This window comes from Pseudomonas allokribbensis (genome assembly GCF_014863605.1).
Classification (GTDB): Bacteria; Pseudomonadota; Gammaproteobacteria; order Pseudomonadales; family Pseudomonadaceae; genus Aquipseudomonas; species Aquipseudomonas allokribbensis.
This window is the reverse complement of record NZ_CP062252.1, coordinates 4,694,387-4,710,344: the sequence shown is the minus strand read 5'-3', so window position 1 is coordinate 4,710,344 and position 15,958 is coordinate 4,694,387. Positions and strand designations below refer to the sequence as shown.

The window sequence follows — 15,958 nt, the reverse complement described above, 5'->3', positions numbered from 1 at the left end:
GGCATAAACCCACTCTTTACGCTTTCTTTATGTCCCGCACGCACCCTCGGTCTCGTTCCTTTACAGCCTCCTTTCCGACAATGCCTCCACACGCGGCAATACGCCGTAACACGGAGATCTTCCATGAGCGTTCTGGACGGGGTGTCCCTGCTGCTGGCAGTGGGGCTGTTCATTTATCTGTTGGTTGCGCTGTTGCGCGCGGACCGGAACTAGGAGCGGCTATGCACAGTTATGACTATTGGCAGATCCTCGCGTTTTTCGCGTTGGTGTTGCTGCCGGCGCCGTTCCTCGGGCGCTTCTACTACAAGGTAATGGAAGGTCAGCGCACCTGGCTGACGCCGATTCTCGGCCCGGTCGAGCGCGGCTGTTATCGCGTGGCCGGGGTCAATCCGCAGGACGAACAGAGCTGGCAGAAGTACACGCTGGCGCTGCTGGCGTTCAACCTCGCGGGTTTCCTGCTGCTGTTCGCGATCCTGTTGTTCCAGGATCACCTGCCGCTGAACCCGCAAAACCTGCCGGGCCAGGAGTGGACGCAAGCGTTCAACACCGCCGTCAGTTTCATGACCAACACCAACTGGCAGTCCTACAGCGGCGAAGCGACCCTCAGCTACCTGAGCCAGATGGTCGGTCTCACCGTGCAGAACTTCGTAAGCGCCGCCACTGGCCTCGCGGTATTGGTTGCGCTGTGCCGTGGCATCGGTCGCAAATCGACCAAGACCTTGGGCAACTTCTGGGCCGACATGACCCGCGCCACCCTCTACGGCCTGCTGCCGCTGTGCCTGCTGCTGGCGCTGTACCTGGTGTGGCAGGGCGTGCCACAGACCTTCGCGCAATATGTGAATGCGGTGACGATGCAAGGCGTCGATCAAGTGATCCCGCTGGGCCCCGCAGCCAGCCAGATTGCAATCAAGCAACTGGGCACCAACGGCGGTGGTTTCTTCGGGGTCAACTCGGCGCATCCGTTCGAGAACCCGACCGCGTGGAGCAACCTGTTTGAAGTCACCTCGATCATCCTGATCCCGGTCGCGCTGGTGTTCACTTTCGGCCACTACGTCAAGGACCTGCGTCAGAGCCGCGCCATCATCGGTTGCATGCTCGCGCTGTTCCTGATCGGCGGCGCCACTTCGCTGTGGGCCGAGTATCAGCCGAACCCTGCGCTGAACAACGTGGCCGTCGAACAGACCGCGCCGCTGGAAGGCAAGGAATCGCGCTTCGGCACCACCGCCACCGTGCTGTGGTCGGTGACCACCACCGCGGCCTCGAATGGTTCGGTCAACGGCATGCATGACAGCCTCAACCCGCTCAGCGGCATGGTGGCGCTGGTCAACATGATGGTCGGCGAGGTGATCTTCGGCGGCGTCGGCGCCGGGCTCTACGGCATGTTGCTGAACGTGCTGATCGCGGTGTTCCTCGCCGGCCTGATGATCGGCCGCACCCCGGAATACCTCGGCAAGAAACTCCAGGCCCGCGAAGTGCAATTGCTGGTCGTGACCTTGCTGGTGATGCCGGTCGGCGTGCTGGTGCTGGGCGCGATTGCCGCTGCACTGCCTGGCCCGGCGGCGACCATCAGCAACCCTGGCCCCCATGGTTTCAGCCAGTTGCTTTACGCCTACACCTCGGCCAGCGCCAACAACGGTTCGGCGTTCGGTGGCCTGAGTGCCAACACACCGTTCCATAACCTGATGCTGGGTCTGGGCATGTTGATCGGTCGCTTCGGTTACATCCTCCCGGTACTGGCCCTGGCCGGCAGCCTGGCGATGAAGAAAACCGCACCGATCGGCCAGAACAGCTTCCCGACCCACGGCCCGCTGTTCGTGACCCTGTTGACCGTGACCATTTTGCTGGTGGGCGGCCTGACCTTCTTGCCGACCCTGGCGCTCGGCCCGATTGCCGAACACCTGAGCATGGGCTTCTAAGGAATCCATCATGAATATGCATGTTCCAGCTTCAAAACCTGCGGTAGCTGCCAAGTCGGCAGAAGCGCCCAAAACCGCGATCAGCGCCCTGTGGCGTCCGGCGCTGGTGCAAGCGTTCGTCAAGCTCGACCCGCGCCAACTGGTGCGCTCGCCAGTGATGCTGGTGGTCGAACTGACGGCGATCTTCACTACCGTGTTGTGCTTCATTCCGGACAACGTCGTGCCGACCTTCGTTGCGGCGCAAATTGCCCTGTGGCTGTGGTTCACCGTGCTGTTCGCCAACTTCGCCGAAGCGCTGGCCGAAGGTCGTGGCAAGGCCCGCGCCGACAGCCTCAAGGCTGGCAGCGAAGGCCTGAGCGCCCGTCGCAAACTGGCCAACGGCAGCTTCCAGGTAGTGCCGGCCGCCAGCCTGCGCAAGGGCGATGTGGTGCGCGTCGAGGCCGGGGAAATGATCCCCGGTGACGGCGAGGTCATCGAAGGCATCGCGGCGGTCAACGAAGCCGCGATTACCGGTGAATCGGCGCCAGTGATCCGCGAGTCCGGTGGCGACCGTTCCGCCGTCACCGGCAACACGCGTCTGGTGTCTGACTGGCTGATGGTGAAAATCACCGCCAACCCTGGTGAGTCGACTCTGGATCGCATGATCGCGCTGGTCGAAGGCGCCAAACGCCAGAAGACCCCGAACGAAGTGGCGCTGGACATCCTGCTGATCGGCCTGACCCTGATCTTCCTGCTGGTGGTCGTGACCCTGCAACCGTTCGCCCACTTCGCCAACGGCAGCCTGCCGCTGGTGTTCCTGGTGGCGCTGTTGGTCACGCTGATCCCGACCACCATCGGCGGTCTGCTGTCGGCGATCGGTATCGCCGGGATGGATCGTCTGGTGCGCCTGAACGTGATTGCCAAGTCTGGTCGTGCAGTGGAAGCGGCGGGCGACGTGCACGTGTTGCTGCTGGACAAGACCGGCACCATCACCTTCGGCAACCGTCGTTGCAGCGCGGTGTATGCGGCTCCCGGCGTAAGCGGCCGCGAGTTGGCCGAAGGCGCGCTGTTCGCATCGCTTGCCGATGAAACCGCCGAAGGCAAGTCCATCGTCGAGTACCTGCGTGGCCTGCATCCGCAAGCGGAACCTGCGCTGGAGGTATTGACCGCCGTGCCGTTCAGCGCAGAAACCCGCTTGTCCGGTGTCGACTATCAGGGCCGCGTATTCCGCAAAGGTGCAGTGGATTCGTTGCTGGGGTTCATCGGTCAACAACGTTCTGATCTGGCCCCGAGCCTGTCCCGTGAAATCGACAAGATCGCCCAGAGCGGTGGCACGCCGTTGCTGGTCTGCGCCGATGGCAAACTGCTCGGTGCGATTCATCTGAAAGACGTGGTCAAGCCGGGTATCCGCGAGCGTTTCGCCGAGCTGCGCAAACTGGGGATTCGCACGGTGATGGTCACCGGCGACAACCCGCTGACCGCTGCCGCGATTGCCGCTGAAGCAGGCGTCGACGACGTGCTGGCCGAAGCGACACCGGAGAAAAAACTGGCGCGTATCCGTCACGAGCAGAACGACGGTCGCCTGGTCGCGATGTGCGGCGACGGCGCCAACGATGCCCCGGCGCTGGCCCAGGCTGACGTTGGCATGGCGATGAACGACGGCACCCAGGCGGCACGCGAAGCGGCCAACATGGTCGACCTCGACAGCGATCCGACCAAGCTGCTGGACGTGGTGCAGATCGGTAAGGAATTGCTGGTGACCCGTGGTGCGCTGACGACTTTTTCCATCGCCAACGACGTGGCCAAGTACTTCGCGATCCTGCCGGCGCTGTTCGCTGCGATCTACCCGCAACTGGGCGTGCTGAACATCATGCACCTGAGCAGTCCGCAGAGCGCGATCCTGTCGGCCATCGTCTTTAACGCTCTGATCATCGTCGTGCTGATTCCGTTGGCCCTGCGCGGCGTGCGGGTGCAGGCCGCGAGTGCGGCGGCGCTGCTGCGCCGCAACCTGCTGATCTATGGCCTGGGCGGGATTCTGGTGCCGTTCGTGGGGATCAAGGCGATCGACATGCTGTTGACGGCGTTGCATCTGGTTTGAACCTGAACAGCGGTGTGCCGGGCACACCGCTTCAAGCACGAATTCGAGGAGTCTGAAATGTCCACAATGATCCGTCCGGCCCTGAGCCTGCTGGTGCTGATGACCCTGGTCACCGGCGTTGCCTATCCGCTGGTGGTTACCGGAGTCGCGCAAGTCGCATTCCCCGAGCAGGCCAACGGCAGTCTGGTGCACGACGCAGAAGGCAAGGTGCGCGGCTCGTCCCTGATCGCCCAGGACTTTGTCGGCGATGCCTGGTTCCATCCACGTCCTTCGGCCGGTGCCTTTGCCACCGTTTCGAGCAGCGCGAGTAACCTGGCGCCGAGCAATCCGGCGTTGGCCACCCGGGTAATCGATGACGCCAACAAGTTGCAGGTGCCCGGTCAGGGCCCGGTGCCATTGGCGCTGTTGACCACGTCCGGCAGCGGTCTCGATCCGCACTTGCCACCGGCCGCGATTGCCTATCAACTGGCGCGTGTTGCGGCAGCGCGCAATGTGCCGGTGGCGACCCTGCAGCAGTTGCTGGACGCACACATCGAACAGCCGCTGGTGGGCCCGCCGGTGGTGAATGTGCTGGCGCTGAACATGGCGCTGGAAAAGCTGTAATGAATCAATCAGGAAGAGACCTTCAAGCATGAGTGACTCCGGCCGCGCCGATGCGCTGTTAGCAGACCTGCCCCGCGACGGCCGTGGCCGGCTCAAGGTTTTTCTCGGCGCCGCGCCGGGCGTGGGCAAGACCTACGCGATGTTGCAGGCGGCTCACAGCCAGTTGCGTCAGGGCGTGAAAGTCATCGCCGGCGTGGTCGAAACCCACGGCCGCGCCGAAACCGAAGCGCTGCTCGGCGGCTTGCCGCAACTGCCGCTTGTGCGTTCGGAATACCGTGGCGTGACGCTGGAGGAAATGGACCTCGACGGCCTGCTCGCAGCAAAACCGAAACTGGTGCTGGTCGATGAACTGGCCCACAGCAACGCCCCCGGCAGCCGTCACGCCAAACGCTGGCAGGACATTCAGGAATTGCTCGCCGCCGGCATCGACGTCTACACCACGGTCAACGTCCAGCACCTGGAAAGCCTCAACGATCAGGTGCGCGGCATCACCGGTGTGCAGGTGCGCGAAACCCTGCCGGACTGGGTGCTGCAGGAAGCCTACGAACTGCTGCTGATCGACCTGCCGCCTCGGGAGCTGCTCGAGCGCTTGCGCGAGGGCAAGGTCTATGTGCCGGAGCAGGCACGCGCCGCCATCGATGCGTTTTTCACCCAGACCAACCTCACCGCGCTGCGTGAACTGGCGATGCAGACGGCTGCGGCGCAGGTCGATAACGATCTCGCCCAAGGCTATCGCCAGCTCGGTCAGGCTGCGCCGGCGGTGCGCGGGCGTTTGCTGGTCGGGGTCGACGGCAATGCCGATGCCGAACGGCTGGTGCGTCATGCCAGTCGGGTCGCCCAGCGTCGGCATTTGCCGTGGAGTCTGGTGCACGTCGATAACGGCAGCGTGCGCGATGAACAAACACGCCTGCGCCTGCAAAGCGCCCAGCAACTGGCCGAGCGGCTTGGCGGCGAAGTGGTGTTGTTGCGGGCCGGCGAAGTGGCGAAGACCTTGATCCAGCACGCCACCGAGCGCCGGGCAAGTCTGGTGCTGGTCGGCCAGTCGCGGCCGAGCCTGCGCCGGCGTTTGTTCGGCGGTGGTCTGGCCGCGCGTTTGTTGCGTCAGTCCCACGGTCTGGAAATCAACGTGCTGGACAGCGATCACAAACAACATTCGGCACGCCTGCGGACGGCGCCGGCTCTGGTGTGGTTCGACTATGCGCTGGCGCTGGTGGCGACCATTCTGGCCAGTGCGCTGGCGTGGGCGGTGTCCAGCGTATTGCCGTTGCCGAACATCTCGCTGGTGTTCCTCGCCGCAGTATTGCTGGTGGCGGTGCGCAGCAGCCTTGGGCCGTCGCTGGCCTGTGCGGCACTGTCGTTTCTGACCTATGACTTTCTGTTCATCCCGCCGAATTTTTCCTTCGCTATCCAGCGCGAAGAAGACGTACTGACCTTGCTGTTCTTCCTGCTGATGGCGGCGCTCACCGGTAACCTGGCGGCGCGTCAGCGTCGGCAATTGCAGGCGTTGCGCGATACCCAGGAAGAGACCACCGAGCTGCTCGACCTGTCGCGTAAACTCACTGCCGCCACCGACCGTCAGGCCGTGGTCAGCGCCGCCGCCCAGCACCTCAATGGCTGGAGCGATCTGCAATTGTGCCTGCTCAATCGTGATGGTCAGGGCGGCTGGAAAGTCGAGACCGGCGGGCCGTTGCAATTCACCGAAGCGGAACGCGCCGCCGCCGACTGGGCCTGGCAACACGATCAACCGGCGGGCATGGGCACCGGCACGCTGCCATTCGGGCGTTGGTGGTGGTGGCCGCTGTCGGTGGAGGACGGGCCGCTGGCGCTGCTCGGTGTGTGTGCCAAAGAAGGCCAGACCTTGAGTGGGCAACGCCGCCGCTTGTTGACCGCGCTGAGCCAGCCGTTGGCCCAGGCATTGGCCCGGGCGCAACTGGCCGATGACCTGGAAGCCGCGCGTCTGCACGGCGAAACCGAACAATTGCGCAGTGCCTTGCTGGCCTCGGTGTCACACGATCTGCGCACGCCGCTGACGTCGATGCGCGGCAGTATCGACAGCCTGCTGGCCCTCGGCGAAGCGATCCCGCTGGAGGATCGTCGCGAATTGCTTGAGGGCACCCGTGATGAAGCCGAGCGTCTCGACCGTTACATTCAGAACCTGCTGGACATGACTCGCCTCGGTCACGGTGCCCTGAAACTGGCGCGGGACTGGGTGTCGCCAGCGGACATCGTCGGCAGTGCGCTCAATCGTCTGCGGGCGGTGCTGTCATCGTTGCAAGTGAGCACGGATGTGCCGGCCGAGTTGCCGCTGCTGTTCGTCCATGCCGCGTTGATCGAACAGGCGCTGGTCAACGTGCTGGAAAACGCCGCGCGGTTTTCGCCGCCCCACGGCCGTCTGCAATTGCGTGCCGGGGCGGATGACAGCGAAGTGTTTTTCTCGGTCAGCGATGAAGGGCCGGGGATTCCGGTCGATGAGCGGGCGAAGATTTTCGACATGTTCTACACCGCCGCCCGGGGTGATCGTGGCGGGCAGGGAACCGGCCTGGGGCTGGCGATCTGTCAGGGCATGGTCGGCGCCCATGGCGGGCGGATCAGTGTCGGCGACGGTATCGACGGACACGGCACCTGCATCACCCTGCACCTGCCTTTGCAGGCGCAACCGGGGATGGACGGTGAAGCCTGATCCGCGCTGCGCTACTCTCTTGCCACTCTTTTGTGTTGATGTGAACTCATGACTCAGACCGCGACCATTTTGGTCATCGATGACGAACCGCAGATCCGCAAGTTCCTGCGCATCAGCCTCGTTTCCCAAGGCTACAAAGTGCTGGAGGCCGGCACCGGTGCCGAAGGCCTGGCTCAGGCTGCGCTGAACAAACCTGACCTGTTGGTGCTCGACCTCGGCCTGCCGGACATGGACGGCCAACAAGTTTTGCGCGAGTTTCGCGAGTGGGCTACGGCGCCGGTGCTGGTGCTGTCGGTGCGCGCCAGCGAAGGGCAGAAGGTCCAGGCGCTGGATGGCGGCGCCAATGACTACGTGACCAAACCGTTCGGTATTCAGGAGTTTCTCGCTCGGGTCCGCGCGTTGTTGCGCCAGGCGCCGGCCGGAGAAGCGCAGCAAGCAGCGTTGGTGTTTGGCCCGCTGACGGTGGACCTGGCCTATCGCCGGGTGCTGCTCGACGGCGTCGAAGTCGCCCTGACCCGCAAGGAATACGCCGTGCTGGCGCAACTGGCGCGGCACCCGGGACGGGTGATCACCCAGCAGCAATTGCTCAAGGACATCTGGGGGCCGACCCACACCGAGGACAGTCACTATCTGCGGATCGTGGTCGGACACCTGCGGCAGAAACTGGCGGACGATCCGACCCGGCCACGATTCATCGTGACCGAGGCCGGTGTTGGTTATCGGTTGTTGAACGAGAACAGCCTTTAGTTCTGTTCACTCTCGTAGCGGTCGAGGGTGTCCCGGGCGATCTCGCGGCCCAATGCGATCAGCTCCGGCGCCTTGTAGAACTCGAAGAACCGGCAGACCCGCTTCGGCACGTTGATCAGGATGTCCGGCGGATACCCGGCGATCTTGTACTGCGCCAGCGAGGTCTGCATCACCTCGAAACTCTGGTTGATCAAGTCCAGCAATGACGCCGGCCCGACGTTATCGATGATGAACGAACCGGTGGCGGATTTCGGGGCGCCGTCGCGTTCGGGGGCGGCGGCCGGTTGCTGGGTTTCAGGCTCGGCGCCTTCGACCCACGGATTGATTTCCGCCGCTTCGGCGCGCAGTGCTTCCTGTTCCAGCAACAGCAATTGCTCGGCCTGTTTGCGGCGGAACGGCATCTTCGATCCCAGCGAACTGATCAGGCTGTCGAAGCGTGTGCGAAACGCCGCGGGACGCTGTATCACCGGCAATTTGTAATGACGCTGGTTGGTCGAGTTGAGGTTGACCGCGATGATCAGATCGCAGTGGCTCGACACCACCGGCACGATCGGCAACGGGTTGAGAATCCCGCCATCCACCAGCATCCGGTTGCCTTGCATCACCGGGGTGAACAGGCTGGGAATCGCAGCCGAGGCACGCATCGCCTGATGCAGGCAACCTTCCTGAAACCAGATTTCCTGTTGATTGGTGAGGTCGGCGGCCACCGCCGTGTAGGGGATGCGCAGGTCTTCGATGTTGATCTCGCCGACGATCTTGCGGATCTGGCCGAAGACCTTTTCGCCACGGATCGCGCCGAGTCGGAAACTCACGTCCACCAGACGCAGCACGTCGAGATAATCCAGGCTTTCGATCCAGTTGCGGTATTCGTCGAGTTTGCCGGCGGCATAGATCCCGCCGACCACGGCACCCATCGAACAACCGGCAATACAGGCGATGTCGTAACCACGCCGTTCAATCTCTTCGATGACCCCGATATGGGCATAGCCCCGGGCGCCACCGGAGCCCAGCACCAGTGCGACACGCTTTTTCATCAGACTTCCTCCCGACAGGTTTCCACAATGCACCCATCGAGGGCCGGGCTACAATCGTCACGGTCGCTCGGGGTGGCAGTGGCGTCGTTATTTCGATACTTCATGACCCGCTGGCGTTATCTTTCGCAGTGCGGTGGAATCACGGGGCACAAGGCACTTTTTCGCCGCCGAACCGTCTTAACTGCACGACTGTTGACCTATCTTTGAGGTGTAAGTGATGAAAGCCTGGATCTGTGTGCCCTTGATTGCCCTGGCATTGGCCGGTTGCGCCGGCAAGACCGCCTACCGCGACAGCTGCGGCAGCCAGCTCGACGCGGCGTGGCATGAACTGGATCTGGCCAAGGCCGAGGGTTTCGCCGGCACGGTCAGTTACTCCAAGGCCCTGTCGTTGCTGACAGCGGCCAAGACTCAGCAGCAATTCGAGGGATTCGAGGGTTGCAGCAGAAAAGCCGAGAAGGCGCGTTTCTACATTCGCGAATCCCGCGCCGGGCGCTAAGCTGCTGACGTAGCGCAAGTGCAGGTGCCTTGCGCAGGTGCACACTTGTGCAGCGCCATTGAATTCAGGAGCAAGTAATGTCTGCGTTGGTTGATCGGTTGGTGGCTCATGTCCTGAGCCTGGAAGTCAGGCTGCTGGCCTGTCAGGCACGTTTGACCGCTCAAACCGACCCTGAGGCGCTGCATGATCTGCGAACCACCGTGCGCCGCTTGCGCAGCCTGTTGCGGCCGTTGCGCGGTTTGCCCGGTGTCGAGCAACTGGAAGTCGCGGCGGCTGGCGTCGGTCAACTGACCACGCCATGGCGCGATCGCGAGGTGCTGGCGGCGTATCTGCTCGAACATGGGCAACCTGAGGCCGCGCAGCGGCGCATGGCGCAGATGGCCGAGGCTTATCCGGCATTGGCGGCGAGTGCGGAAGTGGCTTCGCTGCTGATGATCCTCGACGCGTTTCCGCGTTTCCTGCGGGCGTCCCAGCGTCAGGGATTGCTCAATGACCTGGACAAACGCATCGAAAAACGCCTGGGCAAACAATGGAAGAACCTCGACGTGGCGCTGCACGATCCGGCCCACGACCGTCATCGCCTGCGCCTGCTGATCAAGCGTGTGCGTTACGGCATCGAGGCCTACCCCGAGCTCGATCGCCTGCCGAAACCCGCGTTGGAGCGTCTGAAGTCCGCACAGGGCGCGCTGGGTGACTGGCACGATTGCTGGCAATGGCTGGCGAAGGCCGAACAGGAGGCGGATCTGCAACCCTGCGTCGCCACCTGGCAGGCAACCATGATCAAGGCCGAAAGCAAGGCGGACCGGGTGCTGGAGAAACTCAGCGCCGCCTGCTTCAAGTCCTGAAACCCTCTTCAGCTCGGCGCGCTGTCTTATCTGTCAGTCTCTTTGACCGGAATGGACGCTGCGCCGCTCTGCCGCGCTGGTTAAGATCCGGTCATTCCCTTTTTCGTGTCCGAGGTTCCCATGCGCTTCTGCGATCTGATCGATGCTGTCCGCCGTCAACCGGAGGTCACCATTCCGGCCGAGTGGGGCCAGGGCCGGGCCAGTTTTGGCGGATTGGTTGCCGCGCTGCAATTTGAAGTGATGCGCACCAAGGTACCCACCGATCGGCCTGTTCGATCGCTGGCCATCAGTTTTGTCGGCCCGGTCGAGCCCGAGGTGCCGGTGAGCTTCGAGGTCGAGGTACTGCGCGAAGGCAAAGCGGTCATTCAAGTGCTGGGACGCGCCGTGCAGAACGGCCAGGTGGTGACGATGGTGCAAGGCAGCTTCGGTGCTTCGCGCCCGTCGGAAGTGGCGGTTGAAGCCTATCCGGCGCCCGAGATGAAGCATTGGGACGACTGCCAGGAGCTACCGTACATCAAAGGTGTGACCCCGGAGTTCATGCGCCATCTGGCGATGCGCTGGAGTGTCGGCGGTATGCCGTTCACTGGTAATCAGTCGCGGCTGATGGGCGGTTGGGTGCGCTTGCGTGGGGATGTGAAGGAAGAACCGGTCAACGAGGCGCATCTGCTGGCGCTGGTCGATGCCTGGCCGCCCGCGCTGTTGCCGTACCTGAAGAAACCGGCACCGGGCAGCACGCTGACCTGGACCATCGAATTCGTTCAGCCATTACACGACTTGAGCACGCTGGACTGGTGCCAATATCTGGCGGACATCGAGTATGCCGCCGACGGCTACGGCCACGTTGCTGCCAAGCTGTGGAGCGCCCAGGGTGAGCTGATCGCCATGAGCCGGCAAACGGTGACAATCTTCGCCTGACTCAATGACGGCGATGGCGTTCACGCCAGGCGCGATACCAGCCGCCACTGAGAAAGAACCGCGGGAAGGTCAGGAACTGTTCGACCAACAGGCGCGATACCGCGTCCTTGCGATCACTGAACGGCTCGGAGGCTTGCGCCTCCAGGCTGTGGCCGTGGCGCTGCAGACCCAGCGCCGCGACGATCCCGATCACGCCAATCGCCACGCTCGCCAGACTCAGGCTGAACACGCCCGAGACGATCAACAGAAACGCAACGATGAACAGCGGCACGGCGATCAGGTGCAACACCAGATTGGTCGGGTGCTGATGATTGGCCGGGTACGCGCGCCATTGCCACGCGGGAAGGTTGGGGTGACGTTTGCCCATGTTGTTGCTCCTCAATCCATGTTCGATTCATGGTTGAAGAATAGGCCCGGGCGGGCAGGGCGGCGAATCAAGGTTGGCTATTGCAGTGATAGGGACAATGGCCATTCTTGATGTTGTCCCTAGAGCTTCAACTGACCGATCGCCTTGTTCAATTCCCCGGCCAGCGTCGCCAGCTCGTTACTGGTGGTCGCCGAATCCACGGTCTGCTGCACCGTGTTCTCGGTCACATCACGAATGCTCACTACGGCGCGGTTCATCTCTTCGGCTACCTGACTCTGCTGTTCTGCCGCTACCGCAATCTGCGTGTTGCTCTCGCGCATTTGCGCTACCGCCCCGGTGATTTCCGCCAGCGCTTCACCGGCCTCTTGCGCCTGTTGTACGCAATCGTCGGCTTTGTACGAACTCTCCTGCATGAAGTCCACCGCATCGCGAGTGCCGGCCTGCAACGCCGACACCATGGTGGTGATTTCATCGGTGGAGGTCTGCACGCGTTTGGCGAGGTTGCGCACCTCATCGGCCACCACCGCAAACCCGCGACCCATTTCCCCGGCACGGGCCGCTTCGATGGCGGCGTTGAGCGCCAGCAGATTGGTCTGTTCGGCGATGCTGTGGATCACGCTGACCACGCCGTTGATCTTCTGGCTGTCCTCGGCCAGACGCTGGATCATTTCGGCGGTCTGCTGCACGCCGCTGGACAGCCCGGCAATCGAATGCTGGACGCGGGTCACCACTTGCTGGCCGCTGCCAGCCAGCCCGTCGGCGGTCTGCGACAGGTCGCGAGTGGCGCCGGCGTGCTGGGCGATGTGGTAGACGGTGGCGGTCATTTCGTTGATGGCCGTGGCGGCCTGATCGGTTTCGCTCTGCTGGCCAAGCATGCCGTGGCGCACCTCGTTCATGCTCGATGCCAGCCGTGCGGCGCCGACGTCCAGTTGCCGCGCGGTGTTGGCCACGGTGGTGACCACCCGCTGATAGCCGGCCTGCATCGCATTGAAGGCATTGGCCATCTGGCCGACTTCGTCCTTGCAGGCCAACGGCACCCGGGCTGAAAGATCGCCGGTTTTTTCCACGTGCAGCATCACGTCCTTGAGCGTGTTGAGCTGGCTGAGCAGGAAGCGGATCAGCAACTGTGAAGCGCCGAGCATCGCCAACATCAAAATGAACACTGCCACCGCATAGTTGGCGAAGCGCTCACTGAATACCTGGCTCAGGCTTGGTGCGAAAGCAATGACGGCGACCTGGCCATCGGCGCGGCTAAACACCTCGGCGCCGAGCAACGGGTTTTCGCCGAACAGAGGCAAGTGGCTGATGTCGACCCAGCCGTTGCTGTCGGTGATTTCCAAAAGCGGTTGATCGTTGAGGCGCGGCGCTTCACCGCGTTTGAAGGTCAGCACCTGATCGCTCTTGGGCAGTGCCTGACCTGCGGGCCAGGCCTTGAGCAATTGCGCTTGTGCCTGCGCCGAGGCCTGCGCGGCATGGCTGCGGGCCTGTTGTTCGAGCTGCACTGCGTACAAGACCAACAACAGGGTGGTGACGAAGGCGACCGCATTGACCGCCCAGAATTTGTATTTAAGCGAGATATTGCTAAGCCAGGCACCCATGGAGGTCTTCTCTGATAGCGGAAACAGTTTTGGCAAGGTGCCAGCATTGTGCCGCTACGCAGGTGTCCGGATCTTGATGTGCATCAACAAGTGATGCGTTCGTCTGGGCTTGTAGAAGTGTTTCAGGGCAGGGCAGGTAAACCGTAGAACGCCCGGGCGCAGGCGGTGGTGTGGGCCGCGAGGTCTTTCTCGCTTTCACCTCGATGCAGCGCCACTTCACGCAACACTTCGGTCAGATACGCCGGCTCGTTTCGTCCGTTCTTCGGTTTTGGCCGTAGTGTGCGCGGCAACAGGTAAGGCGCATCGCTTTCCAGCATCAGTCGACCCTGCTTGATCTCTTTCACCAACGGGTGCAAATGGGTGCCGCGACGCTCGTCACAGATCCAGCCGGTGATACCGATGTGCAGGTCGAGGTCGAGGTAACTGAACAGCGCTTTCTGCTCGCCGGTGAAGCAATGCACCACAGCGGCAGGCAACTGATCACGAAAATCACGGAGGATTTCCAGCAGGCGCTGGCTCGCATCGCGCTCATGGAGGAACACCGGCAATTGCAGTTCCACGGCCAGGGCCAGATGTTCTTCGAGGACTTTTTCCTGCTGCGGGCGCGGCGAGAAATCACGGTTGAAATCCAGCCCGCATTCACCCACCGCCACCACGTTCGATTCCTTCAGCAGACTGCGCAGACGCCGTGCGCTGTCGGCGTTCCAGTCACTGGCCGAATGCGGGTGAATACCGGCGGTGGCGAACAGTCGCTGCCCGTCCGGATCCAGTTGCTGGCACAGTTCCAGCGCCTGTTCGCTGCCCTCGACGCTGGTGCCGGTGAGCACCAGTTGGCAGACCCCGGCAGCGTAGGCGCGGTCGAGCACGGCCTGGTGTTTGTCGGCGAAACTGGGGTTGGTCAGGTTGACGCCGATATCGATGAGTTGCATGGTGCTACCTCGGGCCGAAGGCCGGAAAGCATATCAGAGCGGTAGATTTAAAAGAAAAGCCAAGAACTACAACGGCTTATGGCTGTCTGTTGAGGCCGCGAGACAGGATGGGGTGACAGAGTTGCCATCACTGTGCCAGTCTCTCGCACTTTGTCAGCGCTTCAGGCGCTCTGTTTTCGTCGGTGTTTTGCGACCGCTCAGCGGTGAAAACACCCCGTATTCTTTCCGGAGAGTGGATGGTTCGTCCCTCGGTTTTGCTACTGCTGTGTGGTTCGTTGCTGCTGCCGATGACGGCGGTCGCGCGCCTGCCCGGGCCGCTGCAAGCCGTGCCGGCCACCAAGGTCCGCGACCTGACCGAAATCCGCAACAGCCGCGTGCTGCGGGTGCTGGTCAACCAGAGCCGCAACAGCTCCGGCGAAGTTCAGGGCCAGACCATCGGCGTCGAATATCACCGTTTGCGCGCCTTCGAGCAGTACCTCAATGGCCACGCACGCGACGGCCAGGAAATCACCCTCAAGATCATCCCCAAAGCCAAGGATCAATTACTCGGCGCATTGCAGCGTGGCGAAGGCGATCTGGTAGCGCCGGGCGAGCTGCTCGATCTGCAACCGGGTCACGCGGTCGCCAGCAGCGAGCCGATCGCCAGCAACGTGCCGCTGGTGCTGGTCGGCATCAAGGGTGAGAAGCGCTACACCAAGGTCGAGCAACTCGCCGGCAAAACCCTGGCGCTGCCCACTGGCAGTGCGGCGGGGGAGGCGGTCAGCCAGCTCAACCAGAAACTGGCGCTGCACAAACTGGCGCCGATCAAGATCGAATGGGTCGATCCTACGTTGGCCGTCGAGGACGTGCTGGAAATGGTCCAGGGCGGGATCTTCCACCTGACCATCGTCGAGCAACCGATTGCCGAGCGCTGGGGGAAAATTCTGCCCAAACTGCGCTTCGACCGGCAGTTGATGATCAGCGAGCCGGGCGAGGAGTACTGGTTCGTGCGGCGCGATGCCGCGATGCTGCGAGCGAGCATCGACCGCTTCCTGACCGGCTACAAGACGCCGTCGAACGAAGATGCAGCGTTTCTGCGGATCTACCGCCGTCTCTATCAAGTGCACTATCCATTGGCCAAGGCTGACCGCCAGCGCCTGGAAAAACTGCGTCCGACCCTGCAAAAACATGCCGAAGCGCAGAACATGGACTGGCTGAACCTGGCAGCGCTGGCGTTCAAGGAGTCGGCACTGCAACCCAGTGCACGCGGCGGCGGAGGCCCGACCGGGCTGATGCAGATCACCCCATCCGCCGCACAGCGGGTCGGCGTCAACAACATCCAGAATCTCGATGCGAATGTGCAGGCCGGAGCCAAGTACCTGGCGATGATCCGTCGCAAGTTCTTCAACAGCCCCAAGCTCAACGAGCGCGAGCGCATGGCGTTCACCCTGGCCGCCTACAACATCGGCCCGGAGCGTGTGCAGGGCATGCGCGCCGAGGCCCGACGCCGTGGGCTGAACCCGAACCAGTGGTTCTTTCAGGTCGAGCGCATCGCGATGGAGCAGGTGGGCATGGGCGCCGTCAGCTATGTTAATAGCGTGAACAAGTATTACTTGGCGTTCGACCGGGAGCGGGAGTCGTTGGAGCCCCGGGGACAGAAAGTTGTCTCACGCAAATGATCTAATAAATTGATTGTTATGGCGGAATATTTGCGCTTTTAACATAAATTTAACTGATTAATATGGCGGCCAACCAACAAGCACTTCTCACAA

14 protein-coding genes are annotated in these 15,958 nt (G+C 62.6%); 10 read left to right on the top strand and 4 right to left on the bottom strand.

Going from position 1 to position 15,958, the window contains the following annotated elements:
• The first annotated feature begins 123 nt into the window (after positions 1-123).
• Genes kdpF through IF199_RS21440 form a run of 6 tightly spaced genes read left to right on the top strand, consistent with a single transcriptional unit; the run spans position 124 to position 8,023 of the window.
• A complete protein-coding gene (kdpF, locus tag IF199_RS21465) occupies positions 124-213 on the top strand; it encodes a K(+)-transporting ATPase subunit F (RefSeq protein WP_007899818.1) in 90 nt (29 codons plus the stop codon).
• Positions 214-221: 8 nt separating this feature from the next.
• A complete protein-coding gene (gene kdpA / locus IF199_RS21460; protein WP_096821047.1) occupies positions 222-1,916 on the top strand; it encodes a potassium-transporting ATPase subunit KdpA in 1,695 nt (564 codons plus the stop codon).
• 10 nt (positions 1,917-1,926) lie between these two features.
• Complete coding sequence (gene kdpB / locus IF199_RS21455; RefSeq protein ID WP_096821048.1) at positions 1,927-3,993, top strand: potassium-transporting ATPase subunit KdpB; 2,067 nt, start codon at positions 1,927-1,929, stop codon at positions 3,991-3,993.
• Positions 3,994-4,050: 57 nt separating this feature from the next.
• Positions 4,051-4,596 (top strand): potassium-transporting ATPase subunit KdpC, encoded by a 546-nt coding sequence (gene kdpC, locus IF199_RS21450; protein WP_096821049.1) that lies wholly within the window; start codon positions 4,051-4,053, stop codon positions 4,594-4,596.
• A 28-nt stretch (positions 4,597-4,624) separates the two neighbouring features.
• Complete coding sequence (locus tag IF199_RS21445) at positions 4,625-7,276, top strand: sensor histidine kinase (protein WP_192558648.1); 2,652 nt, start codon at positions 4,625-4,627, stop codon at positions 7,274-7,276.
• A gap of 48 nt (positions 7,277-7,324) precedes the next feature.
• On the top strand, positions 7,325-8,023 hold the full coding sequence (locus IF199_RS21440; RefSeq protein WP_102620456.1) for a response regulator: 699 nt from the start codon (positions 7,325-7,327) through the stop codon (positions 8,021-8,023).
• Here IF199_RS21440 and IF199_RS21435 read toward each other — a convergent pair.
• A complete protein-coding gene (locus IF199_RS21435; RefSeq protein ID WP_096821052.1) occupies positions 8,020-9,057 on the bottom strand; it encodes a patatin-like phospholipase family protein in 1,038 nt (345 codons plus the stop codon). The two genes, IF199_RS21440 and IF199_RS21435, sit on opposite strands and share 4 nt — an antisense overlap.
• A 217-nt stretch (positions 9,058-9,274) precedes the next feature.
• On the opposite strand from IF199_RS21435, the gene IF199_RS21430 reads away from it, so the two are divergent.
• The 3 genes from IF199_RS21430 to IF199_RS21420 all read left to right on the top strand — a co-directional run bounded on the left by IF199_RS21430 (position 9,275) and on the right by IF199_RS21420 (position 11,313).
• On the top strand, positions 9,275-9,553 hold the full coding sequence (locus tag IF199_RS21430; RefSeq protein WP_096821053.1) for a hypothetical protein: 279 nt from the start codon (positions 9,275-9,277) through the stop codon (positions 9,551-9,553).
• A gap of 77 nt (positions 9,554-9,630) precedes the next feature.
• On the top strand, positions 9,631-10,398 hold the full coding sequence (locus tag IF199_RS21425) for a CHAD domain-containing protein (RefSeq protein ID WP_192558647.1): 768 nt from the start codon (positions 9,631-9,633) through the stop codon (positions 10,396-10,398).
• Positions 10,399-10,518: 120 nt separating this feature from the next.
• Positions 10,519-11,313, top strand: coding sequence for an acyl-CoA thioesterase (locus IF199_RS21420; RefSeq protein ID WP_192558646.1), 795 nt, complete (start codon positions 10,519-10,521; stop codon positions 11,311-11,313).
• A gap of 1 nt (position 11,314) precedes the next feature.
• On the opposite strand, the gene IF199_RS21415 is transcribed toward IF199_RS21420, so the two are convergent.
• The 3 genes from IF199_RS21415 to IF199_RS21405 form a co-directional block, all read right to left on the bottom strand.
• On the bottom strand, positions 11,315-11,680 hold the full coding sequence (locus tag IF199_RS21415) for an Mpo1-like protein (RefSeq protein ID WP_085730565.1): 366 nt from the start codon (positions 11,678-11,680) through the stop codon (positions 11,315-11,317).
• A gap of 119 nt (positions 11,681-11,799) precedes the next feature.
• The gene (locus tag IF199_RS21410; RefSeq protein ID WP_096821056.1) at positions 11,800-13,278 is read right to left on the bottom strand and encodes a methyl-accepting chemotaxis protein; all 1,479 of its coding nucleotides are present in this window, start codon (positions 13,276-13,278) and stop codon (positions 11,800-11,802) included.
• A gap of 122 nt (positions 13,279-13,400) precedes the next feature.
• Entirely contained in the window at positions 13,401-14,207 is an 807-nt protein-coding gene (locus tag IF199_RS21405; RefSeq protein WP_192558645.1) for a TatD family hydrolase, read from the bottom strand.
• Between the two features lie 236 nt (positions 14,208-14,443).
• On the opposite strand from IF199_RS21405, the gene IF199_RS21400 reads away from it, so the two are divergent.
• Positions 14,444-15,865, top strand: a complete 1,422-nt coding sequence (locus tag IF199_RS21400) for an MltF family protein (protein WP_096821058.1) — start codon at positions 14,444-14,446, stop codon at positions 15,863-15,865.
• The last annotated feature ends 93 nt before the right edge of the window (positions 15,866-15,958 follow it).

What these genes read in the sequence shown, in the direction of transcription:
- IF199_RS21445 (WP_192558648.1), top strand. Translation starts at nt 4,625, where the DNA reads ATGAGTGACTCCGGCCGCGCCGATGCGCTGTTAGCAGACCTGCCCCGC.
- IF199_RS21410 (WP_096821056.1), bottom strand. Translation starts at nt 13,278, where the DNA reads ATGGGTGCCTGGCTTAGCAATATCTCGCTTAAATACAAATTCTGGGCG.
- IF199_RS21420 (WP_192558646.1), top strand. Translation starts at nt 10,519, where the DNA reads ATGCGCTTCTGCGATCTGATCGATGCTGTCCGCCGTCAACCGGAGGTC.
- IF199_RS21405 (WP_192558645.1), bottom strand. Translation starts at nt 14,207, where the DNA reads ATGCAACTCATCGATATCGGCGTCAACCTGACCAACCCCAGTTTCGCC.
- kdpB (WP_096821048.1), top strand. Translation starts at nt 1,927, where the DNA reads ATGAATATGCATGTTCCAGCTTCAAAACCTGCGGTAGCTGCCAAGTCG.
- kdpC (WP_096821049.1), top strand. Translation starts at nt 4,051, where the DNA reads ATGTCCACAATGATCCGTCCGGCCCTGAGCCTGCTGGTGCTGATGACC.
- kdpA (WP_096821047.1), top strand. Translation starts at nt 222, where the DNA reads ATGCACAGTTATGACTATTGGCAGATCCTCGCGTTTTTCGCGTTGGTG.
- IF199_RS21435 (WP_096821052.1), bottom strand. Translation starts at nt 9,057, where the DNA reads ATGAAAAAGCGTGTCGCACTGGTGCTGGGCTCCGGTGGCGCCCGGGGC.
- kdpF (WP_007899818.1), top strand. Translation starts at nt 124, where the DNA reads ATGAGCGTTCTGGACGGGGTGTCCCTGCTGCTGGCAGTGGGGCTGTTC.
- IF199_RS21430 (WP_096821053.1), top strand. Translation starts at nt 9,275, where the DNA reads ATGAAAGCCTGGATCTGTGTGCCCTTGATTGCCCTGGCATTGGCCGGT.
- IF199_RS21425 (WP_192558647.1), top strand. Translation starts at nt 9,631, where the DNA reads ATGTCTGCGTTGGTTGATCGGTTGGTGGCTCATGTCCTGAGCCTGGAA.
- IF199_RS21415 (WP_085730565.1), bottom strand. Translation starts at nt 11,680, where the DNA reads ATGGGCAAACGTCACCCCAACCTTCCCGCGTGGCAATGGCGCGCGTAC.
- IF199_RS21440 (WP_102620456.1), top strand. Translation starts at nt 7,325, where the DNA reads ATGACTCAGACCGCGACCATTTTGGTCATCGATGACGAACCGCAGATC.
- IF199_RS21400 (WP_096821058.1), top strand. Translation starts at nt 14,444, where the DNA reads ATGGTTCGTCCCTCGGTTTTGCTACTGCTGTGTGGTTCGTTGCTGCTG.